Annotated in this window: 19 protein-coding genes and 1 pseudogene; 10 read left to right on the top strand and 10 right to left on the bottom strand. The window is 60.0% G+C overall.

Going from position 1 to position 21,981, the window contains the following annotated elements; translation table 11 throughout:
* The first annotated feature begins 51 nt into the window (after nt 1-51).
* The gene (gene sbcB, locus AC3IP0_RS22590) at nt 52-1,482 is read left to right on the top strand and encodes an exodeoxyribonuclease I (RefSeq protein WP_489325967.1); all 1,431 of its coding nucleotides are present in this window, start codon (nt 52-54) and stop codon (nt 1,480-1,482) included.
* Nucleotides 1,483-1,581: 99 nt separating this feature from the next.
* On the opposite strand, the gene mvaT is transcribed toward sbcB, so the two are convergent.
* Nucleotides 1,582-1,959 (bottom strand): histone-like nucleoid-structuring protein MvaT, encoded by a 378-nt coding sequence (gene mvaT, locus AC3IP0_RS22585; RefSeq protein WP_007933316.1) that lies wholly within the window; start codon nt 1,957-1,959, stop codon nt 1,582-1,584.
* A 336-nt stretch (nt 1,960-2,295) separates the two neighbouring features.
* Here mvaT and purU point away from each other — a divergent pair, with 336 nt between their 5' ends.
* Together purU and AC3IP0_RS22575 are read left to right on the top strand one after the other, a co-directional pair.
* Entirely contained in the window at nt 2,296-3,144 is an 849-nt protein-coding gene (gene purU / locus AC3IP0_RS22580) for a formyltetrahydrofolate deformylase (protein WP_007993692.1), read from the top strand.
* Nucleotides 3,145-3,230: 86 nt separating this feature from the next.
* Nucleotides 3,231-3,407 (top strand): hypothetical protein, encoded by a 177-nt coding sequence (locus tag AC3IP0_RS22575; protein ID WP_489317050.1) that lies wholly within the window; start codon nt 3,231-3,233, stop codon nt 3,405-3,407.
* Here the strand turns inward: AC3IP0_RS22575 and gpgF are convergent.
* From gpgF to AC3IP0_RS22550, 5 genes and pseudogenes are all read right to left on the bottom strand, one after another.
* Nucleotides 3,394-4,389, bottom strand: a complete 996-nt coding sequence (gpgF, locus tag AC3IP0_RS22570) for a glucosaminyl phosphatidylglycerol flippase (protein WP_489325965.1) — start codon at nt 4,387-4,389, stop codon at nt 3,394-3,396. The two genes, AC3IP0_RS22575 and gpgF, sit on opposite strands and share 14 nt — an antisense overlap.
* Nucleotides 4,386-5,162, bottom strand: a complete 777-nt coding sequence (gene gpgD, locus AC3IP0_RS22565) for an N-acetylglucosaminyl phosphatidylglycerol deacetylase (RefSeq protein ID WP_489325963.1) — start codon at nt 5,160-5,162, stop codon at nt 4,386-4,388. Before gpgD ends, gpgF begins: the two co-directional genes overlap by 4 nt.
* Nucleotides 5,155-6,267, bottom strand: a complete 1,113-nt coding sequence (gpgS, locus tag AC3IP0_RS22560) for an N-acetylglucosaminyl phosphatidylglycerol synthase (RefSeq protein WP_489317047.1) — start codon at nt 6,265-6,267, stop codon at nt 5,155-5,157. Before gpgS ends, gpgD begins: the two co-directional genes overlap by 8 nt.
* 140 nt (nt 6,268-6,407) lie before the next feature.
* Nucleotides 6,408-7,172, bottom strand: coding sequence for a methyl-accepting chemotaxis protein (locus AC3IP0_RS22555; protein ID WP_489319817.1), 765 nt, complete (start codon nt 7,170-7,172; stop codon nt 6,408-6,410).
* A gap of 93 nt (nt 7,173-7,265) precedes the next feature.
* Nucleotides 7,266-8,297: pseudogene (locus AC3IP0_RS22550) on the bottom strand (HAMP domain-containing protein); the annotation flags it as partial.
* 188 nt (nt 8,298-8,485) lie between these two features.
* Here AC3IP0_RS22550 and AC3IP0_RS22545 point away from each other — a divergent pair.
* Nucleotides 8,486-9,964, top strand: coding sequence for a helicase HerA-like domain-containing protein (locus AC3IP0_RS22545; RefSeq protein WP_489317046.1), 1,479 nt, complete (start codon nt 8,486-8,488; stop codon nt 9,962-9,964).
* A gap of 119 nt (nt 9,965-10,083) precedes the next feature.
* On the opposite strand, the gene AC3IP0_RS22540 is transcribed toward AC3IP0_RS22545, so the two are convergent.
* The gene (locus AC3IP0_RS22540; protein ID WP_008052476.1) at nt 10,084-10,539 is read right to left on the bottom strand and encodes a DUF721 domain-containing protein; all 456 of its coding nucleotides are present in this window, start codon (nt 10,537-10,539) and stop codon (nt 10,084-10,086) included.
* Nucleotides 10,540-10,846: 307 nt separating this feature from the next.
* Here AC3IP0_RS22540 and secA point away from each other — a divergent pair, with 307 nt between their 5' ends.
* The 4 genes from secA to AC3IP0_RS22520 all read left to right on the top strand — a co-directional run bounded on the left by secA (nt 10,847) and on the right by AC3IP0_RS22520 (nt 16,673).
* Nucleotides 10,847-13,582 (top strand): preprotein translocase subunit SecA, encoded by a 2,736-nt coding sequence (secA, locus tag AC3IP0_RS22535; RefSeq protein WP_489317045.1) that lies wholly within the window; start codon nt 10,847-10,849, stop codon nt 13,580-13,582.
* Between the two features lie 120 nt (nt 13,583-13,702).
* On the top strand, nt 13,703-14,920 hold the full coding sequence (argJ, locus tag AC3IP0_RS22530; protein ID WP_056726069.1) for a bifunctional glutamate N-acetyltransferase/amino-acid acetyltransferase ArgJ: 1,218 nt from the start codon (nt 13,703-13,705) through the stop codon (nt 14,918-14,920).
* 179 nt (nt 14,921-15,099) lie between these two features.
* The gene (locus AC3IP0_RS22525; protein ID WP_489317044.1) at nt 15,100-15,732 is read left to right on the top strand and encodes a glutathione S-transferase family protein; all 633 of its coding nucleotides are present in this window, start codon (nt 15,100-15,102) and stop codon (nt 15,730-15,732) included.
* Nucleotides 15,729-16,673: a Nudix family hydrolase gene (locus tag AC3IP0_RS22520; RefSeq protein WP_489317043.1), complete on the top strand. Its 945-nt coding sequence runs from the start codon at nt 15,729-15,731 to the stop codon at nt 16,671-16,673. The genes AC3IP0_RS22525 and AC3IP0_RS22520 overlap by 4 nt, the downstream gene beginning before the upstream one ends.
* 117 nt (nt 16,674-16,790) lie before the next feature.
* Here the strand turns inward: AC3IP0_RS22520 and AC3IP0_RS22515 are convergent, their stop codons facing one another.
* Genes AC3IP0_RS22515 through AC3IP0_RS22505 form a run of 3 tightly spaced genes read right to left on the bottom strand, consistent with a single transcriptional unit; the run spans nt 16,791 to nt 20,374 of the window.
* Nucleotides 16,791-17,372: a cob(I)yrinic acid a,c-diamide adenosyltransferase gene (locus AC3IP0_RS22515; protein WP_489317042.1), complete on the bottom strand. Its 582-nt coding sequence runs from the start codon at nt 17,370-17,372 to the stop codon at nt 16,791-16,793.
* A 2-nt stretch (nt 17,373-17,374) separates the two neighbouring features.
* Nucleotides 17,375-19,411 (bottom strand): sensor histidine kinase, encoded by a 2,037-nt coding sequence (locus tag AC3IP0_RS22510; protein WP_489325960.1) that lies wholly within the window; start codon nt 19,409-19,411, stop codon nt 17,375-17,377.
* A 45-nt stretch (nt 19,412-19,456) separates the two neighbouring features.
* Nucleotides 19,457-20,374 (bottom strand): putative 2-dehydropantoate 2-reductase, encoded by a 918-nt coding sequence (locus AC3IP0_RS22505; protein ID WP_489317041.1) that lies wholly within the window; start codon nt 20,372-20,374, stop codon nt 19,457-19,459.
* A 135-nt stretch (nt 20,375-20,509) separates the two neighbouring features.
* Between AC3IP0_RS22505 and AC3IP0_RS22500 the strand changes: the two genes are divergently transcribed.
* Together AC3IP0_RS22500 and AC3IP0_RS22495 are read left to right on the top strand one after the other, a co-directional pair.
* Complete coding sequence (locus AC3IP0_RS22500) at nt 20,510-20,995, top strand: YajQ family cyclic di-GMP-binding protein (RefSeq protein WP_007977344.1); 486 nt, start codon at nt 20,510-20,512, stop codon at nt 20,993-20,995.
* Nucleotides 20,996-21,132: 137 nt separating this feature from the next.
* Entirely contained in the window at nt 21,133-21,972 is an 840-nt protein-coding gene (locus tag AC3IP0_RS22495) for a mechanosensitive ion channel family protein (RefSeq protein WP_489317040.1), read from the top strand.
* Nucleotides 21,973-21,981: the final 9 nt, after the last annotated feature.

Raw genomic sequence — 21,981 nt, 5'->3', positions numbered from 1 at the left:
GGCGGGAGGTGAACGCCTAGACTTTGCCGATCTTCAGTTCAGGAATCGCCCGTGACCTCCATCTTCTGGTACGACTACGAAACCACTGGCATCAACCCCCGTTGCGACCGTCCGTTGCAAATGGCCGGCCTGCGCACTGACTTCGATCTCAATGAAATCGACGAGCCGGTCAATCTTTACTGCCAGCCCAGTGATGACATCCTGCCGCATCCGGCTGCCTGCACGATCACGGGGATCACCCCCGGGCAACTGCAGGCGCAAGGCTTGAGCGAAGCCGACTTCATGACCCGGGTGCATGCCCAGCTCGCGGCGCCCGGTACCTGTGGCGCGGGGTATAACACCCTGCGTTTCGATGACGAGATGACCCGCTACAGCCTGTACCGAAACTTTTTCGACCCGTATGCGCGGGAGTGGCAGGGCGGCAACAGCCGCTGGGACCTGATCGATGTGGTGCGTGCCGCCTATGCCTTGCGCCCCGATGGCCTGGTCTGGCCGACCGATGACGAGGGGCGGGTCACGCTCAAGCTTGAACGCCTGACCGCTGCCAATGGCATCGATCATGGCAATGCCCACGAAGCGCTGTCGGACGTTCGCGCGACGATCGCTCTGGCGCGCCTGATACGGGAAAAACAGCCAAAGCTGTACGACTGGCTGTTTCAACTGCGCAGCAAACAAAAAGTCATGGACCAGATACGCCTGCTGCAACCGTTGGTGCATGTTTCCGGGCGTTTCTCGGCTGCGCGCAACTATGTGGGTGTGGTGTTACCGCTGGCCTGGCACCCGCGCAACAAGAACGCCCTGATTGTCTGTGACCTGCACCTCGATCCCCAGGGCCTGCTCGACCTGGATGCCGAAAGTTTGCGCCAGCGCTTGTATACCCGCCGCGACGAACTGGCCGAAGGCGAGTTGCCGGTGCCGTTGAAGCTGATTCACATCAACAAGTGCCCGGTGGTGGCACCGTTGTCGGTACTTCGCCAGGAAGATCAGCAGCGTTTGGGGCTGGATATGGCGCTGTATCAGCAGAGGGTGTCGCAGCTCAATGACGCCCGGAAAGTTTGGCTGGATAAAATCCTGGCGATTTATGCCCGCGAAGACTTTTCCCAGAGTCAGGATCCGGAGCAGCAGTTATACGATGGATTTATCGGTGATCGGGATCGGCGATTGTGTGAACAAGTCAGAACCGTTGACCCGATGCAATTGGCACAAGAGCAGTGGCCTTTCGATGACGAACGCTTGCCTGAATTGCTGTTTCGATATCGCGCACGCAACTTTCCCGACACGTTGAATTCCGAAGAGCAAGAGCGCTGGCGAATATTCTGTCAGAAACGTTTGTCAGACCCTCAATGGGGTGCGCCAAATACCCTTGAAAGTTTTGTAGAAGCCGCGGCCCAATTGAGCGTTAGTGCTACTGCGTTTCAGCAGGGGGTGCTCAGTGAGTGGCAGGATTATGTCCAGGGACTGCGCCAGCGTTTGCGTCTTTGAAATCGAACATGTCAGGGCTTAAAAGCCGCGCATAAAAAAACGCCAGCATTTGCTGGCGTTATTTTTTGTCACGGATCCATCTGCGACAAGCGCTGAGGCTTAGCCCAGCAGGGTAGCCCAGCCTTCGACCACGTCACCGCCCCACTTGGCTTTCCACTCTTTCAGAGTCTTGTGGTTGCCACCTTTGGTTTCGATGACTTCACCGTTGTGCGGGTTTTTGTATTGTTTAACTTTGCGAGCACGCTTGGTGCCGGTAGTTTTCACTGCACCGCCGCGTGGTGCCTTGGTTTTGGATTCTGGATCCAGCAGCGCGATAATGTCGCGCAGGGACTTGGAGTATTCACCCATCAGGGTGCGCAGTTTGCCTTCGAATTCCAGCTCGGTTTGCAGTTTGTCGTCTTGGGACAGGTTCTTCAAACGGGCTTGCAGCTCTTTGATAGCTTCTTCGGTGGCGCGATATTCGTTGATCAAGGACATGGTGACTACCTTATGTTGTGCGCTGGATGGCAGGTGACAGTGCGGCAATAATAGTCACGGTGTTTCATCAAGTAAACATTTAAGGCAAGTTTATTTAATTTAATTGCCGGGGGTTTGGCGCACATTGGTAATGCAGTTATTAGTGTGGTCCCGGTCTGTCAGATATACATAAATTAACAATTGACCGGTACCGCTAGAGCATCCGGGCGAACCGGTACCGGTACTGCCCACCCTGCCGCACCGACCTTCCGGCAGGGCGAAGCGTCAACAATACTGCAGTTTTGCTGCGCAATCGCTAGAATGGCAGCCTTTGCGAAGTTCTGGAGTTTCCCCCTCATGCGCACTTTTCGTCTGGTGATTTCTTGCCCGGACCGTGTTGGCATCGTTGCCAAAGTCAGTAACTTTCTGGCATCACACAACGGCTGGATCACTGAAGCGAGCCATCACTCGGACAATCTCAGTGGCTGGTTCTTCATGCGTCACGAAATCCGTGCCGACTCCCTGCCATTTGGTATCGAAGCGTTTCGTGAAGCCTTTGCCCCAATCGCCGAAGAGTTCTCGATGGACTGGCGCATCACCGATACCGAGCAAAAGAAACGCGTGGTCCTGATGGCCAGCCGCGAGTCGCACTGCCTGGCCGACTTGCTGCACCGCTGGCACAGCGATGAACTGGACTGCGAAATTTCCTGTGTGATTTCCAACCATGATGACTTGCGCAGCATGGTGGAGTGGCACGGTATTCCGTACTACCACGTTCCGGTCAATCCGCAGGACAAGCAGCCAGCCTTCGCCGAGGTTTCGCGCCTGGTCAAACAGCACGACGCCGAAGTGGTGGTGCTTGCCCGCTACATGCAGATCCTGCCGCCCGAGTTGTGCAGCGAATACGCGCACAAGGTCATCAACATTCACCACAGCTTCCTGCCATCGTTCGTCGGTGCCAAGCCGTACCACCAGGCCTCCCTGCGCGGCGTGAAGCTGATCGGCGCGACTTGCCACTACGTGACCGAAGAGCTGGATGCCGGCCCGATCATCGAGCAGGACGTGGTGCGCGTCAGCCACAGCGACAGCATCGAAGACATGGTGCGTTTCGGCCGCGATGTCGAGAAAATGGTGCTGGCCCGTGGCTTGCGTTATCACCTGGAAGACCGCGTGCTGGTGCACGGCAACAAGACCGTCGTCTTCTGACAGACGTACGTCACAGTTGAAATTCGAAGGGCCTGGGCGTTCAATCGCTTCAGGCCCTTCGCCGTTTCTGCACCGAGGACATGACCATGGCCGATCCACTGGACAAAGCCACCTCCAAGGCTCCCGCCACGCTGGGCGAGGGTTGCCTGAGCCGCTACGACCCGGATGACATGGGGCCTGAAACCGGTACGGAGTTTCCTGACGCCGCGCAGTTGTGGGAACAGTTGCAGCAAGTGCCCCAGGACAAGCCTAAGCCTGCCTGAGTTTCATCAACTTCATCAGCAGCGGCCGACCCAGCATCAGCAAAAACACCGGCCCACCGACCAGTAAATAGAAGTAATAGGTCACCGCCCGCCAAATCAGAATCGCCGCGGCTGCCGTGGACTTCCCGACCATGGGCGCCAGCAGCGCAGCGGACGTCAGCTCGGCCGCCCCGGCTCCGCCCGGCAGCAGGCTGAATTGACCGGCGCTCAGGGCAAGCATCTGGATCAGAAAACTCCAGGCCCATTGCAAATCCGCGCCGAGCCCTCGTAGCGCCAGGTACAGCACGCTGTAGCGCAGGACCCAATGCACACAGGTCAAGGCGAATACCTTGATCAAGGTCTGCACGGGCAACTTCAGCGTGTCGGTAAACCCCGCCAGAAACTGCAGGAGCTTGCGCGCCCAGCGCATTCGAGTGGCCGCTTTGACATTGACTCGGGCGAGCCAGCGGCCGCTCAGGCGAATCAATAAACGGTGATAGCGGGCCACCATGACGCAACTGATCAGGCCGCCGAACAGCGAAACGGCGCTGACCATCAGCATCCATTCCATGCGCTGGCTGAGGTGCTGGAACAGGGCGTAAATCAGAATCCCGCTCAGGGCACAGAGGAAAAACAGCAAGTCGCTCAGTTGATCCATGGCAAACACCGCACTGCCCCTGGCCGGACGCACGCCGCGACGCGCCAGTAAGGCCATGATCGTCAGAGGCCCGCCGCTGCCGCCGGGCGTGGCGCAGTAGGCGAATTCGGCGGCCATCACCACGCCGAGGCTCCTGAACCGGCCGACCTTGTCGCATTGATCCCCCAGCAATAGGCGCAAACGCAGGGTGTTCACCCCCCAGCACAGCAGGATCATGCCGAACATGATCAGTAACCACGGCAGCGGAAAAGCGGTCAGCCGAGACCAGGTTTCGCTGCCGCCCAACAGTAATGGAATCAGCACTGCCGCGAGCAGGCCGACGAGCAACAGCAGTGCGCGACTCATGCGGCACGGTCCAGTCGGTCGTTTTGCAGCGCCAGCCAGTGGGCCTTGGTCATTGGCACCCGTCCGTTGTCGAGCAGGCGCTCAAGGGTTTTTAGCCAGTATCGGCGCGAGAACTCATGGCGCATGTCCACCGGGTGCAGGCCCAGGCGAATCACCGGAGCGTGCTGCCAGCGCTTTTCACACCGGTCGCTGACGAGCTTCGACACACCCCGGCGCAAGGCACTGCGCGCGCTCCAGACCAGCCCGGGCGCCTCGATCGCGGTGAAATCCGGTAGCCGGTATAAATGTTGCGAGTCGCTGGTGTAACTCAGCGGCAATTGGCGCAATGCCTGGCGAGTCCCTTGGCTCATCAGCCAGGCAGGGGCGACGAACCCCTCCAGTGGCCAATCATGCCGGTGGAACATCTCGATACCCGAACGCAGGCGGGCGAGGGCGGCTTCCTGCGACAAACAGTAAAACTCGCCTTCGTGGGTGTAGACCCGACGCATGAACCAGTCGCGGGGATTGATGGTCATCGGCCCGTCGTCGCAATGGAAATAGCCATGCAGTGCCAGTTCGTCGCCCCAGGCGACCCTGGCACTGAGTTGGCGGCAAAACTGCGGATGGGCGTCCAGATTGTTGTGTTTGTGGAAATCCGGGACCACCAGCCAGGTGATCGGCACGTCACCCAAGGCGTCGACGGTTTTGACGAACGGCTGGTAATCGGCCCAGGTGGGCGGTGCCACGTCGTGCAGTACCAGCAGTAAAGCAGGACTGTTCATGGGCTCAACCATTGGCTGTCAGCGGCCATTGGCTGCCGAGCACGGCGTGGTAGTGCCGCAGCAGGCTGTTGACCACCGTATCCCAGGCGTAATGCCGTTCGACATGTAATCGCGCTTGTCGGCCCAGGGCTTCGCTGCCCGATCCGAACAGATCTCGAACGGCGGTGGCCATCGCCGCGGGGTTGTTAGGCGCGCAGAGCCGGCCGCAGTCCTCGGTGACGATTTCTTCGAAAGCCCCGGCCGCCACGGCCACCACTGGAATACCGCTGGCCATGGCTTCGAGTATCACCAGACCGAAGGTTTCCTGATCGCCGGCGTGGAGCAAGGCGTCGGCGCTGGCCATCAGGCGGGCCACCTGCGCCGTCGGGCAGAACTTGTCGATCACCGTCACGTTGGAGGGCACGGCCGTGGGCATCGACGAGCCAACCAGCAGCAGATGATAGCGTCGGCCCAGGCGTTTCATGCAGTCGAGCAGCACTGGCAGGTTTTTTTCCTTGGAACCGCGCCCGGCGAAGATCAAGAGGCGGGTGTTTTCGTCCAGGCCCAGTTCGGCCCGCAGCCCGGGGTCTCTGGCATCGGGATTGAAGGTTTGCAGGTCGACGCCCAACGGCTGCACAAAGACATTCCTGACCCCAAGCCCGGTGAGTTTGTCGGCCATGACCCGGCTGGGCGCCAGGACCCGGTCGAAGTTGCCGTAGAGCTTGCTGACATAAGCCTCGACGTTGTTGGTCACCCAGTTGCCCATGCGGTTGCTGACCAGCAGGGGCAGGTCCGAGTGATAGAAACCGATGACCGGCACATCGAGTTGCCGTCGCGCATCCAGTGCCGCCCATGCGGTGAGATAGGGGTCGCCGACTTCGATCAGATCGGGTTGCAAGTCTTGCAGGACATTGCGCCAGGGTGCGAGACGCAGAGGGAAGCGATAGCCCTTGCCGAAGGGCAGGGCGGGGGCCGGAACGGTGAAGATGCCGTCCTGCTCGCTCAAGGACGATCCGGGGATCAGCAAACTGTGGCGAATGCCCGGCTTGATGCCCAGGCGACGGTGCTTTGCATCCAGATAAGTGCGCACGCCACCGCTGGCAGGGGCGTAGAACATGGTGATGTCCGCGATATGCACGATGAACGATCCTCCGGGCCTGTTACTCCTTTGGTTGACCTATATGAAGGATAGATGTTCGGTTGGGGTTTGTTGCGGGGCGCAGGATGGAGGCTGTTGTGGCGAGGGAGCAAGCTCCCTCGCCACATGGGATTACTGCATCAGATACGGAAACTGCCTACCAACTGCTTCAACCGCGAAGCCTGCTGCTCGAGGTCCGAGCACGCGCGCAATGTCGATTGCAGGTTTTCCACGCCTTCCTGGTTCAGCGTGTTGATCTCGGTGATGTCGACGTTGATCGACTCCACCACGGCGGTCTGTTCCTCGGTCGCGGTAGCCACCGACTGGTTCATGCCGTCGATTTCACCGATACGCAGCGTCACGCTGTTCAGGCGTTCGCCCGCGAGGTTGGCGATTTCCACGCTGTCCTGGCTGTGGCGCTGACTGTCGCTCATGGTGCTGACCGATTCCCGGGCGCCGACTTGCAGCTCCTCGATCATGGTTTGTACCTGTTGCGCCGATTCCTGCGTGCGATGTGCCAGGTTGCGCACTTCGTCCGCCACCACGGCAAATCCACGACCGGCTTCACCGGCGCGGGCGGCTTCAATGGCGGCGTTGAGTGCCAGCAAGTTGGTTTGTTGGGAAATGCTGGTGATCACTTCGAGAATCTGCCCGATGTTCACCGTTTTGCTGTTCAGCGATTCGATGTTGGAGCTCGATGCGCTGAGCATGCTCGACAGTTGATTCATCGCCGCGATGCTGCGGTCCACCACTTGCTGGCCGTCTTCGGCCAGGTTGCGGGCATCGCTGGCCTGGCTCGAAGCCTGAGCGGCGTTACGGGCAATTTCCTGGGCGGCGGCGCCGAGCTGGTTGATCGCGGCCGCGACGCTGCTGGTGCGCGAGGCTTGCTGGTCGGAGTTGAACATCGACGAGTTGGAGGCGGCCACTACGCGCAATGCCACTTCGTTGACTTGCCCGGTGGCCGAGGACACTTCGCGGATCGAGCCGTGAATGCGCTCGACGAAACGGTTGAACGCGGTGCCGAGGGTGCCGAATTCGTCATTGTTCTGGATGGTCAGGCGCTTGGTCAGGTCGCCTTCACCGTCAGCGATGTCGGCCATGGCACGGGTCATGACGTGCAACGGCTGGATCAGGATGCGAATCAGCATGCCGAGCAGGGCGATGATGATGGCCACGGCAATGATGGTCGCAACGACAGCCGAGGTGCGGAACTTGCTGAGCATCGAGTAGGCTTTTTCCTTGTCGACCGACACACCGATGTACCAGTTGACCGACGACAAGCCTTTGATCGGGGTGAAGGTCACGATGCGGGTTTTGCCGTCGACCTGGATTTCGCTCATTGCGCTGCTGATGGCCGGCGTGTCTTGCGGGTAGACATCCTTGAGCATCTTCATCGCCAGCGCTTTGTCGGGATGAACCAGGATCTTGCCGTCAGAGCTGACCAGGAAGGCATAACCCATGCCGTCGAAATCCAGCGTGCCAAGGCTGTCGGCGATCACCTGCAAGCTCAGGTCGCCACCGACCACGCCGATGTTCTGGCCGTCCTTGATAACGCTGTCGACAATGGAAATCACCAGTTGGCCGGAGGCCAGATCAATATACGGCTCGGTCAATGCCGAACCGCTGCTGCCTTGCGCACTCTTGTACCAAGGGCGTGCACGCGGGTCATAGCCATCGGGCATCTTGCTGTCCGGGCGAATGATGAACGAGCCATCCTTGTTGCCGAGGTAGGCGCCCATGAAGGTCGAGGCTACGGCTTTTTGTACAAGCAGGCTGGAAACATTGTCGGCATCGGAGTTGAGCGCGACAGTTTGTGACAGGTTTTCAATCAGCAGGCTGCGCCCGTTCAACCAGGTCTGGATATTGTTGGCGGTCACTGCGCCCATTTCCTGCAGATAATTTTCCAGGTTTTCGCGGATGGCGTTGCGCTGCAAATAGTCGTTGTACAGCGTGAATGAGGCGAAGGCGGCAATCACAATGAGGGCGGCGGCAAGCAGGATTTTATGGCTGAAACGCAGATTTTTGTTCATGACTTGGGGTTCCGCTAAGGTCTTAATGTCCAGCGCGTGCTTTTATAAAGGGACGCACGACGGGCAAGGTTGAAAGCAAGTGAATTTTCCGACTCTCCTTAGGGAAATTTCCGACCAGATCGTGTCTGACTGCTTTGTCGTAATTTCTATCGGCCGTGCAGGACCAAAGATTAATCATGGGTGACCAAATGCCTGACTCATTGCAACTCGTTATCGGCGCGGATTTAGAAGGGCAGCCGATTGCCCAGGCCATGCGCCTGGCGAACCGCCACGGTTTGATCGCGGGCGCGACCGGCACCGGCAAGACCGTCACTTTGCAACGAATGGCCGAAGCCTTCAGCGATGCGGGCGTGGCGGTGTTCGCCGCCGATATCAAGGGTGACCTGTGCGGCCTTGGCGCCGCCGGCAACCCCCAGGGCAAGATCGCCGAGCGGATTGCCGGGATGCCGTGGCTTAACCACAGGCCTCAGGCTTATCCGGTGACGTTGTGGGACATACACGGTCAGTCCGGTCATCCTTTACGCACAACCTTGAGTGAAATGGGGCCGCTGCTGCTGGGCAGCCTGCTGGAACTGACCGACAGTCAGCAGTCGGCGCTGTACGCCGCGTTCAAGGTGGCGGACCGCGAAGGCCTGTTGTTGCTCGATCTCAAGGACCTGAAGGCGTTGCTCAATCACCTGCGGGACAACCCCCAGTTGCTGGGCGACGATGCGGCATTGATGACCACCGGCTCCAGCCAGGCATTGCTGCGACGCCTGGCGACCCTGGAGCAACAGGGCGCCGAAGCGCTGTTTGGCGAGCCGGCGCTGCAACTCGAAGACATCCTCCAACCCACTGCGGATGGCCGTGGGCGCATTCATTTACTCGATGCCAGCCGCCTGGTGCATGAAGCGCCGAAAGTCTACGCGACGTTCCTGCTGTGGCTGCTGGCCGAGCTGTTCGAGCAACTGCCGGAGCGTGGCGATGCCGACAAACCGTTGCTGGCGCTGTTCTTCGACGAGGCTCACTTGTTGTTCAACGGTACGCCCCAGGCATTGCGTGATCGTCTGGAACAAGTCGTGAGGCTGATTCGTTCGAAAGGCGTGGGCGTGTATTTCGTCACCCAGTCGCCGGGTGACCTGCCGGATGATGTGCTGGCGCAGTTGGGCTTGCGCATCCAGCACGGTCTGCGGGCGTTCACCGCCAAGGAGCAGAAGTCCCTGCGCGCGGTGGCCGAAGGTTTCCGGCCGAATCCGGCGTTCGATGCGTTGTCGGTGTTGACCGAGCTCGGGATCGGTGAGGCGCTGGTCGGCACCCTGCAGGAAAAGGGCACGCCGGAAATGGTCCAGCGGGTGCTGGTGGCACCGCCGCAATCGCGGATCGGGCCCTTGAGCGAAACCGAGCGTACGGTGTTGATTGCAGGCTCGCCGTTCAAAGGGCGTTATGACCAACCGATCGATCGTGAATCAGCCTATGAAGTGCTGATGGGACGCAAGGGGCTGGCACCTGAGCCCGAAGCGGAGCAGGGCAAACAGGAACCGAGTTTCACCGAGCAGGCGGGAGAGTTCCTCGGTACAGCGGCAGGCAAGGCACTGAAATCGGCGATGCAACAGGCGGCGAACCAGATTGGCCGACAGTTGGTGCGCGGCTTGATGGGCTCGTTGCTGGGCAGCAAAAAACGCCGGTAGCGAGTGGACACAGTCTAACTGTGGGAGCGGGCTTGCTCGCGAAGAGGGCATGTCAGTCAACGTTATGTTGTTTGACACACCGCCTTCGCGAGCAAGCCCGCTCCCACAAGGTTTCTGTGTCAGGTTTTGGACTTGGCGTGCGCCGCCAACCGCTCCAGCGCGGCCCGCAAATTCGGGTCGCTGATCCCGTCGGCCGTGGCCTGAATGGTCGCTGCCGCGTCGTTGGACAAATCCATGGTATGCCCGGCCGCACCTTGCTGAACGGTCGGCGGCTGAACTTTGAACAGAATCCGGGTCAGATTGGCAAACTCATCGAACATTTGCAGTTGCCGTTGCAGGCGCTTCTGCTGGTAGCGCAGGCGGGTTGCCCAATGACCGTCGGTGACAATCAGCAACAAACTGCCTTCGCGCCAGGAAGCCACATGGCAATGCTCGCGAGCGGCGGGTTGCAATTGGCTTTCGAGCAAACGTTGCAGATGACCCAGGCGTTGAGCGTGGCCGAGAATGGCTTTCAGCGGCTTGGCTTCGCGTAGTAGAACGGCAGGTACTTTGGCCGTAAGTGGGCGAAATGCCATGATCAGACACCTGAAGTAACAGATGCGCCATGGTAGCAGAAAGCGCCGGATGCACCCGCCCATTGCTTTTGTGGGTGCTTTGCCCATTAAATCAACAACTAACTTCTGCCTTGAACGGCTTGAAGTTGAGCAAAACGCCCTTATTTTAAGTGAGCCCCGTCAAAGCGCTGTGCCAGCATCGTGGAATATCGCCACTTTCCTCTCCATCGTTTCCGGGTAGAATGCTCGTTCGCATGCGGCCATGAGGGCTGCACGGGCGACTCACGGGGCCGCCCTCCATCCCTTTAGTGTGGAAGATCCTGCCGATATGTTTGCGCCTTTGTTAAAGAAACTTTTTGGAAGCAAGAACGAGCGTGAAGTCAAACGCATGCTCAAGACGGTGCAACTCGTCAATGCCTTCGAAGAGCAAATGGTGGCCCTTTCGGACGATCAATTGCGTGCCAAGACCAGCGAGTTCAAGGCCCGCATCGCCAAAGGGGAATCCCTCGACAAACTGCTGCCAGAAGCCTTTGCGGTCGCCCGCGAAGCCGGCAAGCGTGTCATGGGCATGCGCCACTTCGATGTCCAGCTGATCGGCGGCATGACCTTGCATGAAGGCATGATCGCGGAAATGCGTACCGGTGAAGGCAAGACCCTGGTGGCAACACTGGGCGTTTACCTCAACGCGCTGTCCGGCAACGGTGTGCACGTTGTGACGGTGAACGACTACCTGGCCCGCCGTGACGCCAACTGGATGCGCCCGCTGTATGAATTCCTCGGCATGACGGTCGGCGTTGTCACGCCGTTCCAGCCGCCGGAAGAGAAGCGCGCTGCCTACGCCGCCGACATCACCTACGGCACCAACAACGAATTCGGTTTCGATTACCTGCGCGACAACATGGCGTTCAGCATGGAAGAAAAATTCCAGCGCGAACTCAATTTTGCCGTGATCGACGAAGTCGACTCCATCCTCATCGACGAAGCCCGTACGCCGCTGATCATCTCCGGTCAGGCCGAGGACAGCTCCAAGCTGTACATCGAGGTCAACAAGCTGATCCCGCAGCTCAAGCTGCACGTTGAAGAAGTCGAAGGCGAAGTGACCCAGGCCGGTCACTACACCGTCGACGAGAAGACCCGTCAGGTCGAACTCAACGAAGCCGGTCACCAGTATGTCGAAGAAACGCTGACCAGCATCGGCCTGCTGGCTGAGGGCGAGAGCCTGTATTCGGCGCACAACCTGAGCCTGCTGACTCACGTCTACGCCGGCCTGCGCGCGCACAAGCTGTTCCATCGCAACGTCGAATACATCGTGCAGGACGGTCAGGTCGTACTGGTCGACGAGCACACCGGCCGTACCATGCCGGGCCGCCGCTTGTCCGAAGGCCTGCACCAGGCCATCGAAGCCAAGGAAAACCTGAACATCCAGGCCGAAAGCCAGACGCTGGCGTCGACCACCTTCCAGAACTACTTCCGTCTGTACAACAAGCTGTCCGGCATGACCGGTACGGCCGACACCGAAGCGTTCGAGTTCCACCAGATCTATGGCCTGCAGGTCATGGTGATTCCACCGAACAAGCCGCTGGCCCGTAAGGACTACAACGACCTGGTGTTCCTGACCGCCGACGAGAAATACGCGGCAATCGTGGCCGACATCAAGGAAAGCATGGCCGCGGGGCGTCCGGTTCTGGTCGGTACCGCCACCATCGAAACCTCCGAGCACATGTCCAGCCTGCTCGTGAAGGAAGGCATCGAACACAAGGTCCTGAACGCCAAGTTCCACGAAAAGGAAGCCGAGATCATTGCCCAGGCCGGTCGCCCGGGCGCGCTGACCATCGCCACCAACATGGCCGGTCGCGGTACCGACATCCTGTTGGGCGGTAACTGGGAAGTGGAAGTGGCTTCCCTGGAAAACCCGACCCCTGAGCAGATTGCCCAGATCAAGGCCGACTGGCAGAAGCGTCACCAGCAAGTGCTCGAGTCGGGCGGTTTGCAGGTGATTGCCTCGGAGCGTCACGAATCGCGCCGTATCGACAACCAGCTGCGGGGTCGTGCCGGTCGTCAGGGCGACGCCGGTTCCAGCCGTTTCTACCTGTCGCTGGAAGACAGCCTGATGCGCATCTTCGCCTCTGACCGGGTGAAGAACTTCATGAAGGCCCTGGGCATGCAGCCTGGCGAAGCGATCGAGCACCGCATGGTGACCAACGCCATCGAAAAGGCCCAGCGCAAGGTTGAAGGCCGCAACTTTGACATTCGCAAGCAACTGCTCGAGTTCGACGACGTCAACAACGAACAGCGTAAAGTGATCTATCACATGCGTAACACGTTGCTGGCCGCCGACAACATCGGTGAGACCATCGCTGACTTCCGTCAGGATGTGCTCGACGCCACCGTCAGCGCGCACATTCCTCCACAATCGCTGCCTGAGCAGTGGGACGTGGCCGGTCTGGAAACCGCGTTGCAGAGCGATTTCGGCGTGACGCTGCCGATCCAGCAATGGCTCGACGAAGACGATCACCTGTACGAAGAAACCCTGCGCGAGAAACTGATGCAGGAGCTGATCGCGGCGTACAACGAGAAAGAAGACCAGGCGGGCGCCGAAGCGCTGCGCACCTTCGAGAAGCAAATCGTTCTGCGCGTGCTGGACGACCTGTGGAAAGACCACCTGTCGACCATGGACCACCTGCGCCACGGTATCCACTTGCGTGGCTATGCCCAGAAGAACCCGAAGCAGGAATACAAGCGCGAGTCGTTCACCCTGTTCTCCGAATTGCTGGATTCGATCAAGCGCGACTCGATCCGTGTGCTGTCCCACGTTCAGGTTCGCCGCGAAGATCCGATCGAAGAAGAGCAGCGCCTGCGTCAGGAAGCCGAGGCATTGGCCGCTCGCATGCAGTTCCTGCATGAAGAGGCGCCAGGCCTTGAGCAGCCGGAAGTGTTGGGCGAAGAGGTCGATGTTGCCCTCGCTGCCGCGCCGGTTCGCAACGAGCAGAAGCTGGGTCGCAATGAGCTGTGCTACTGCGGTTCGGGCAAGAAGTTCAAGCATTGCCACGGGCAGATTCAGTAAAACCCGTTTCAATCGCTGAAATACCCGCGCCGCGACCGGCTTCTGCCGTCGCGGCGTTTTACCATTCGAACCACCGTTCTGCTGAAACGGTGCTGACATCATTTATAAAGGAGCGCATTCATGGCTGTTGGTCTTGGTCCTTTGCCAACGTTGCACCCGGTTGCCGGTTTTGAACTCGGTATCGCCTCGGCCGGCATCAAGCGCCCTGGGCGCAAGGATGTTGTGGTCATGCGCTGTGTTGAAGGCTCCACGGTTGCCGGCGTGTTCACCCTGAACGCCTTTTGCGCCGCGCCGGTGATCCTGGCCAAGCAACGCGTGCAAGGCCCTGTGCGTTACCTGCTGACCAACACCGGCAATGCCAACGCCGGCACCGGCGAACCTGGCCTGGCCGCCGCCGAGCGCACTTGCGCGAAGCTGGCCGAGTTGACCGGTGTCGATGCCAGCCAGGTGCTGCCGTATTCCACCGGTGTGATCGGCGAGCCGCTGCCGGTCGAGAAAATCGAAGGCGCGCTGCAAGCGGCCCTTGACGACCTGTCGATCCACAACTGGGAAGCTGCCGCCACCGGCATCATGACCACCGACACCCTGCCAAAAGGTGCCAGCCGTCAGTTCCAGCACGACGGTGTGACCATCACCGTTACCGGCATCAGCAAAGGCGCCGGCATGATTCGCCCGAACATGGCGACCATGCTCGGCTACATCGCCACCGACGCCAAAGTCTCCCGCGACGTGCTGCAAAACCTGATGCTGGACGGCGCCAACAAGTCGTTCAACCGCATCACCATCGATGGCGATACGTCGACCAACGACTGCTGCATGCTGATCGCTACCGGTCAGGCCGCGTTGCCGGAAATCACCCGTGCCGAAGGCGAGTTGTTCGCCAAGTTGAAGCAAGCGGTGTTCGAAGTGTGCATGGACGTGGCCCAGGCCATCGTTCGCGACGGTGAAGGCGCGACCAAATTCGTCACCGTTGAAGTCAACGGCGGCGGCAATCACCAGGAATGCCTGGACGTCGGTTACACCGTGGCTCACTCGCCGCTGATCAAGACCGCGTTGTTCGCTTCCGATCCGAACTGGGGCCGTATCCTGGCGGCCGTTGGTCGTGCCGGTGTGCCGAACCTGGACGTAAGCAAGATCGACGTATTCCTCGGCGACGTGTGCATCGCCAGCCGTGGCGCGCGCGCGGCGACCTACACCGAAGCCCAGGGCGCAGCGGTGATGCAGCAGGAAGAAATCACCATCCGTATCGAGTTGGGTCGTGGCGATTGCAGCGAAACCATCTGGACCACCGACCTGTCCCACGAATACGTGAAGATCAACGCCGAGTACCGTACTTAATACACGGTTCAAGACCGAGTCGTCCCATTCGCGAGCAAGCCCGCTCCCACAGGAGATCTTCAGTGAACACAAGATGTGCGTACTGCCCGATCAACTGTGGGAGCGGGCTTGCTCGCGAAGGCTGACGACCAGACGCTAGATATTCTGGCTTGTTACCCTGACGAGAAGGCACCCCGAACATGAGCCTGCACCTGATCATCGGCGACAAACTGCATTCCTCCTGGTCCCTGCGTGGCGCTCTGGCCCTCGATCTGGCTGGCGCTTCCTACACCGAAGAACTGATCAAGCTGAACCAGCCGGACACCCGTGAGCGTCTGCTCAAGCATTCGCCGACCTGTAAAGTCCCGCTGCTGAAAACCGAACACGGCACCATCGCCGACTCCCTGGCGATTGCCGAATACCTGGCAGAACAGTTTCCCGACGCGAACCTGTGGCCCAAAGACACTGCCGCCCGTGCCCAGGCGCGTTCGGCGTGCGCGCAGATGCACAGTGGCTTTTTCGCCATGCGCGGCAACATGCCGTTCGACCTGAGCCATGACGCCGCGCTGTCGCCGGTCCCGGCCGATGTCCAGGCGGACATCGAGCGTATGTCAGCGTTGTGGGCCGAGTGTCGTGCCGCTGCAACCGAGAGCGGTCCGTACCTGTTTGGCCGCATCACGTTGGCCGACGCGTTCTTTGCACCCATCGCCGTGCGCCTGCGCACCTATCGGGTGAAACTGTCCGCGGCTGACGAGGCCTATGTTGAAACCCTCTACCAATGGCCAGCGTTCAAAGCCTGGCAGAAGGCTGGACTGGAGGAGTTGCAAAGGTGAAACGAGTCCATGTCGCCGCCGCCGTCATCCGCGATGGCAGTGGCCAAATCCTGATCGCTCGTCGTGCGGATTCACAGCACCAGGGCGGTCTGTGGGAATTTCCCGGGGGCAAGGTCGAGGCCGACGAGTCGGTCGAAACTGCACTGGCCCGCGAACTCCATGAGGAACTGGGAATCGTGGTCGGCGCGGCACGCCCGCTGATCAAGGTCCGGCACGATTACCCGGACAAGCAGGTGTTGCTGGATGTCTGGGAGGTCTCGGCGTTTACCGGCGAGCCCCACGGCGCCGAAGGCCAACCGCTGGCCTGGGTGTCGTCCCGGGATCTGTCGGGTTACGAGTTTCCGGCGGCCAATCAGCCGATCGTCGCGGCCGCGAAATTACCCGCTCAGTACCTGATTACCCCGGAAGATCTGGAAACCCCGGCGTTGCTGCGCGGCATCCAGAAGGCCATTGCCGGCGGCATCAAGCTGATCCAGCTGCGCGCACCGAACGGCTACGATCCGAAGTATCGCGACCTGGCCGTCGATGCGGTGGGTCTGTGTGCCGGCAAGGCGCAATTGATGATCAAGGGGCCGTTCGAATGGCTGGGCGACTTCCCGTCCGCCGGTTGGCACATTACCTCGGCGCAACTGCGCAAATACGCAGCGGCTGGCCGACCGCTACCGGCATCGCGCTGGCTGGCCGCATCGTGCCATAACGCTGAAGAGCTGGCGCTGGCCGAACAGATGGGGGTGGATTTCGTGACCCTGTCGCCGGTGCAGCCTACCCTTACTCACCCTGGTGCCGAGCCGTTGGGTTGGGAGCAGGCGTCGAGCTTGATCGAAGGGTTCAGCAAGCCGGTGTTCCTGCTGGGTGGGGTTGGCCCGGCTGAGGTCGAGAAAGCCTGGGCTGCGGGTGCGCAGGGTGTGGCGGGGATTCGGGCGTTTTGGCCTGAGAGTTGATTCTCTAGTGAGTCTACCGGCCCCTTCGCGGGCAAGCCCGCTCCCACAGGCTTTGTGTGCACCACAAATCCACTGTGGGAGCGGGCTTGCTCGCGAAGGGGCCCTGACAGGCGCCGGCTAAACCTCAGGTTTCGCCGCAGGCTGCCAAAGAATCTCCGCCACTCCCTGACGCTTGGCAATCAGCCGCGCCACCACAAACAGCAAGTCCGACAACCGATTGATGTACGCCAGGCCAACCCCGGCCAACGGCTCAATCGCGTTGAGTTGCTGACACCGTCGCTCTGCGCTGCGCGCCAGGCTGCGGCAGACATGGGCCTGGGCAATCAGCATCGAGCCGCCGGGCAAGATGAAATTTTCCAGCGGCCCCAGCTCTTCATTCCACACATCGATCGCCGCTTCCAGGCGTTCGACTTCCGCTGCATTCAGCGCCTGATACACCGGCATCGCCAGTTCGCCACCCAGATCAAATAACCGATGCTGGCAGGGGGCCAATACCTCGATCACTTCGTTCAAGCCTGGGAACTGGACAGTTTCCGCCGCCAACCCGGCCAGAAGCACCCCAACATGGCTGTTCAGCGTATCGACTTCGCCGATTGCTTCAACGCGCGGGTGATCTTTCGGTACGCGACGACCATCGCCCAGCCCGGTCTCGCCTTTGTCGCCAGTGCGGGTGTAAATCTTCGACAAACGAAAGCCCATGGTTACCTCGATAGCAGATTGAGTTGTTGCGAAACGGGCGGCGTGCTCGCCATGGGCAGACGCAAGGTGAAGCAGGTGCCTTGGCCAAGAGTCGATTGCACTTCCATCTGCCCCTTGTGGTTATTGGTGATGATGAAGTAAGACACCGACAGCCCAAGCCCGGTGCCCTGGCCGATTTCCTTGGTCGTGAAAAACGGCTCGAAGGTGCGTTTGCGCACGTTTTCGCTCATGCCGATGCCGTTGTCCTCGACCTGAATTTCCGCCCATGGCGGATTCAGCCTGGTGCGCAGAATGATCCGCCCTGGCTCGCTGTCGTCCTCGCGCTGATGGATGGCTTGCGCGGCGTTTTTCAACAGATTGAGCAGCACTTGCTCCAGTTCGTTGGCGGTGCCGGGGACCGGTCCCAGCGTGGGGTCGAATTGGCGAATGATGGCCTGGCCCTTGAAGTCGAAGCCGATCGCCAGGTCGAAGTCGTTTCCGGCGATCTCCACCGCCTGGTCGATCAGGGCGGGCAGGTCGCACGGGGCCATCTGGCGGGTGCTGCGACGGCTGAAGCTGAGCATGTGGGTGACGATTTTCGCCGCCCGGGCACCGGCCTGCTGGATGCCGTCGAGCAACTGCGGCACTTCGCGGATTTGCAGGTACTGGTTGACTGTCGCCAGTTCGATGCCGGCCTGTTCGGCCACTTCGAGGTTCTTCGGCAAATCGGGTGACAGGCGTCGGCGAATGTTTTGCACGTTGTGCAGGATCGCGCCCAGCGGGTTGTTGATCTCGTGGGCCATGCCGGCGGCCAGACCACCCACCGAAAGCATTTTCTCCGACTGCACCATCATCTCTTCCAGGGACAGGCGCTGGGTGATGTCGTCGATCCGGATCACCACGCCACGCCCGGCACCGCCCATCAACGGATAGAAAGTCAGGGCGTAGTGGCGGGGGTCGTCGTCCTTGAGCCAGGTGACACGTTCGATCTTGGCCACCGTATGCTGCTCGACCGTTTCCTTGAGTTGCGGCAAAAACGGCTTGAGCGGTTCGAAGGCAAGGAAGATGGGCTGGTTCAGGGCTTCATCGAGGCGCGTGCCGGACAGGGCGCTGGCTTCCTGGTTCCATTGCGTCACGTAGAGCTGTTCGTCGAGGGCGATCAGCGCCGATGGCATGGAGTCGATGATGCTGTTGAGGTAGTTCTGGAAACCGGTGAGCTTTTTCTCGATCTTGCTGCGCACCTGGACTTCGAGCTCCAGTTTGCGGTTGGTATGGCGGGTTTCTTCCGCCAGACCCTGGGCCTGGTCGTAGGCTGCCTGGGAGTCGTCCCGAGCCCGCTTGAGTTGCTGCTCCCTGGCCTCGATCCGCGAGAGCATGGTGTTGAACGCCTCGGCGAGACTACCGATTTCATCGTGGTTTCCACGCGAAGCACGCAGTGCGTAGTTTTCTTCGCGGGTGACCTGCCGGGATAACTCCTCGAGTTGGTGGATCGGCCGGGTAATCAGGCGCTTGATCTGGCGGGCAATGATCAGCCACAGCAATACGCTGAAGATCAGGATTCCCAGGCTGGCCGTCAGGGTCCCGGTGTAGAACGCCACTGGCAATTCACTCGAGGCCACCAACAGCAGGTGCCCTGGTGCCGCACCGGTGCGGGGCAGGGGGATGACTTGGTTGGTACGAAACTCGGTGGCCTGCCAGTCTTCGATATGCCGGAAACGCTTCGGCAGCTCCAGGTTGTCGCCATGCTGCAATTGCGCCAATCGCTCACCCTTTCCGTCATACAGGGCTGCCGCGCGCAACGGCGAATAGCTGTTGAGTTCATTCAGCAGGCGCTCGGCGCTTTGCGGTGACGCCAGGGCTTCGGAGGCCAGGCTCGGGTTGGATACCAGCCGGCCGATGGTCTGCAGGGCCTGGGGCGCCATGCTTTCCTGGGAGATGTAGTAGGCGGCGCTGATAAAGGTCAGGTTGGCAACCAGCAGGACGGTGACCATCAGTACCAGCAGGGCGGCCAGCAGTTTCTGGCCGACGGGCAGGTTTTCAAGGCGCTGGCGCAATGGCATCGGATTAATCGCAGGCAAGGAACAAGTGGCCAGCGTAGCCGCTGCTCAGTCGCTGGGCAATCCAAGGCTTTGCAGGCGAGCGATCAACCTTGCCTCAAGTTGATTGAGGTGAGGCAGGTTCAGTTGATGGCGCCCGGCCACTTTGCAGGCGTATCCCAGCAGGTAGCTGATTTCCGTGCGGCGCTGGCTCGTGACGTCCTGATGCATCGAGGAGTAGTTGGCTGCGGTGGCGTGAATCACCCGTTCGACTTCCTGCTGCAGGTTTTCGGCCGCTGCCGGCTGACCACAACGCTCGAGCAACTCCACCAGTTCACCGCACAAGGTGGCGACCTCACATTGATGTTGCTGCAAACCGCCGTTGCGGCAATCGTGCAGCACCGTCAGCGGATTGATCGCACAGTTGAGGGCGAGTTTTCGCCACAGCCGGGTCAGGATTTCGGTGCTCCACTCATGCGGGATGCCGGCAGCGCTCAGGTCATCGAGCCAGATCGGCGCCACCGGATGGCTCGCGTCCCCCAGCCAGGTGAAGCCATGCCCGGCAAACACCACGCGCCAATCGCCATCGCGAAAGGCGCCTTCGGTGCTCGAGGCATAGATGCAGCGTGCCTGAGGAACCTGTGCGGCCACCGCGTCCTGACTGCCCAGGCCATTTTGCAGCAGGATCAGTTCGGCGCCTGGGGCCAGGCGTGGCGCCAATTGGGCCACCGCACTTTCGGTATCGTAGGCTTTGCACGCTACCAGCAGGCGGTGGATCGGTTGGGGGCTGTCGGCTGTCTCGGCGGGCACGGCATAGTGTCGCGCCTCGCCGTGTTCCACCAGTGTCAATCCACCGGCCGCCTCATAGGCCTGCAGTCTCGCGGTGTCCCGCAGGACCAGCCTGACCGGCACGCCAGCCCGTGCCAGACGTGTCGCCCATAAAGTGCCGAGGCTGCCGGCGCCCAGTACATGCCAGGTGGTGGACATCAGCTTCTTGCTCTGTTTAAGGCGTGCATCGGCAGCTCACAGTGAATGATGGGAAAGACCCGTTATAATCAGCGCGGATTTTAACCGCAAGCCAGGCGTGCTCCATCAGTGCGCCTTTAAATTTGGAGAGATTACATGCCGTCGTTCGACGTGGTATCCGAACTGGACAAACACGAAGTCACCAACGCGGTCGAGAACGCCGTCAAGGAACTCGATCGTCGTTATGACCTGAAAGGCAAAGGCAGCTTCGAGTTCAAGGAAAAAGACCTCACCGTCAACCTGACCGCCGAAGCGGATTTCCAGCTCGAAGCGATGATTGAGATCCTCAAGCTGGCGCTGGTCAAGCGCAAAATCGACGTGCAGTGCCTTGAAGTCAAGGACGCGTTCGCGTCGGGCAAGCTGATGAAGCAGGAAGCCGTCCTCAAGGAAGGCATCGACAAGGAGCTGGCGAAGAAAATCGTCGCTCATGTCAAGGACGCCAAGCTCAAGGTCCAGGCGGCCATTCAGGGCGAGCAGGTTCGCATCACCGGCAAAAAGCGTGATGACCTGCAAGAAGCCATTGCAGTGCTGCGGGCGAAGGAATTCGGTATGCCGCTGCAGTTCAACAACTTCCGCGACTGAGTCTGAAAGCGGGAACCTCTTGGCGTTTGCGACGTCGCAGATCCAAGCAACGGCAGAAACGATTGAGCCCGTCGCGGTTCGATCTTTCTGCCGCTTTTTTTACGCATGCCGGGTAGCCGGAAAACAGGAGAGAGTAGATGGACTTAAATGCCGAGGTAGACAATCTGGTCAAGGTATCCCAAACCTGGATCCCGATGATCATGGAATACGGCAGCCGTGTACTGCTGGCGGTCATCACCCTGGCCATCGGCTGGTGGCTGATCAACAAGGTCACGAAAAAGCTCGGCGGCCTGATTGCATTGCGTAATGCCGACCTGGCGCTGCAAGGCTTTATCAGCAGCCTGGCGAACATCATCCTCAAGATCCTGCTGATCGTCAGCGTGGCCTCGATGATCGGCGTGGAAACCACTTCGTTTGTGGCGGCGATTGGTGCGGCAGGCCTGGCCATTGGCCTGGCCTTGCAGGGCAGCCTGGCGAACTTCGCCGGTGGCGTGCTGATTTTGCTGTTCCGTCCATTTCGCATCGGTGACTGGATCGAGGCTCAGGGGATCGCCGGTACTGTCGACAGCATCCAGATTTTCCATACTGTGCTGCGTACTGGTGACAACAAGACCATCATCGTGCCTAACGGCAATCTGTCGAACGGCATCATCACCAACACAAATCGTCAGCCGACCCGCAAGGTCGTGTTTGATGTCGGTGTGGATTACGAAGCGGATTTGCAGAAGGCCCGTGAAGTTTTACTGGAATTGGCCAAGGACCCGCGGGTATTGGCAGATCCGGAACCACAGGCAGTTGTTTCTACCCTGGGTGACAGTTCGATCACACTTTCGCTTCGTGTCTGGGTAAAGACTGCCGATTACTGGGACGTGATGTTCATGTTCAACGAACTGTCCCGTGATCGTCTGAGAGAGGCCGGCATCGATATTCCATTTCCACAGCGGGTTATTCGTGTGGTTCAGGAATCCGCGGTGTAGTGACGGGGC

Source organism: Pseudomonas sp. GL_103 (assembly GCF_057835175.1).
Note: the sequence above shows the minus strand (reverse complement) of the source record. Positions and strands in the feature narration are given on the sequence as shown.

Excerpts from the sequence above, each read along its gene's own strand:
- AC3IP0_RS22510 (WP_489325960.1), bottom strand. The coding sequence starts at position 19,411 with ATGCCATTGCGCCAGCGCCTTGAAAACCTGCCCGTCGGCCAGAAACTG.
- argJ (WP_056726069.1), top strand. The coding sequence starts at position 13,703 with ATGGCTGTTGGTCTTGGTCCTTTGCCAACGTTGCACCCGGTTGCCGGT.
- mvaT (WP_007933316.1), bottom strand. The coding sequence starts at position 1,959 with ATGTCCTTGATCAACGAATATCGCGCCACCGAAGAAGCTATCAAAGAG.
- purU (WP_007993692.1), top strand. The coding sequence starts at position 2,296 with ATGCGCACTTTTCGTCTGGTGATTTCTTGCCCGGACCGTGTTGGCATC.
- AC3IP0_RS22500 (WP_007977344.1), top strand. The coding sequence starts at position 20,510 with ATGCCGTCGTTCGACGTGGTATCCGAACTGGACAAACACGAAGTCACC.
- AC3IP0_RS22575 (WP_489317050.1), top strand. The coding sequence starts at position 3,231 with ATGGCCGATCCACTGGACAAAGCCACCTCCAAGGCTCCCGCCACGCTG.
- AC3IP0_RS22495 (WP_489317040.1), top strand. The coding sequence starts at position 21,133 with ATGGACTTAAATGCCGAGGTAGACAATCTGGTCAAGGTATCCCAAACC.
- gpgF (WP_489325965.1), bottom strand. The coding sequence starts at position 4,389 with ATGAGTCGCGCACTGCTGTTGCTCGTCGGCCTGCTCGCGGCAGTGCTG.
- AC3IP0_RS22545 (WP_489317046.1), top strand. The coding sequence starts at position 8,486 with ATGCCTGACTCATTGCAACTCGTTATCGGCGCGGATTTAGAAGGGCAG.
- gpgD (WP_489325963.1), bottom strand. The coding sequence starts at position 5,162 with ATGGTTGAGCCCATGAACAGTCCTGCTTTACTGCTGGTACTGCACGAC.
- AC3IP0_RS22525 (WP_489317044.1), top strand. The coding sequence starts at position 15,100 with ATGAGCCTGCACCTGATCATCGGCGACAAACTGCATTCCTCCTGGTCC.
- AC3IP0_RS22505 (WP_489317041.1), bottom strand. The coding sequence starts at position 20,374 with ATGTCCACCACCTGGCATGTACTGGGCGCCGGCAGCCTCGGCACTTTA.
- AC3IP0_RS22515 (WP_489317042.1), bottom strand. The coding sequence starts at position 17,372 with ATGGGCTTTCGTTTGTCGAAGATTTACACCCGCACTGGCGACAAAGGC.
- secA (WP_489317045.1), top strand. The coding sequence starts at position 10,847 with ATGTTTGCGCCTTTGTTAAAGAAACTTTTTGGAAGCAAGAACGAGCGT.
- AC3IP0_RS22555 (WP_489319817.1), bottom strand. The coding sequence starts at position 7,172 with ATGTTCAACTCCGACCAGCAAGCCTCGCGCACCAGCAGCGTCGCGGCC.
- AC3IP0_RS22540 (WP_008052476.1), bottom strand. The coding sequence starts at position 10,539 with ATGGCATTTCGCCCACTTACGGCCAAAGTACCTGCCGTTCTACTACGC.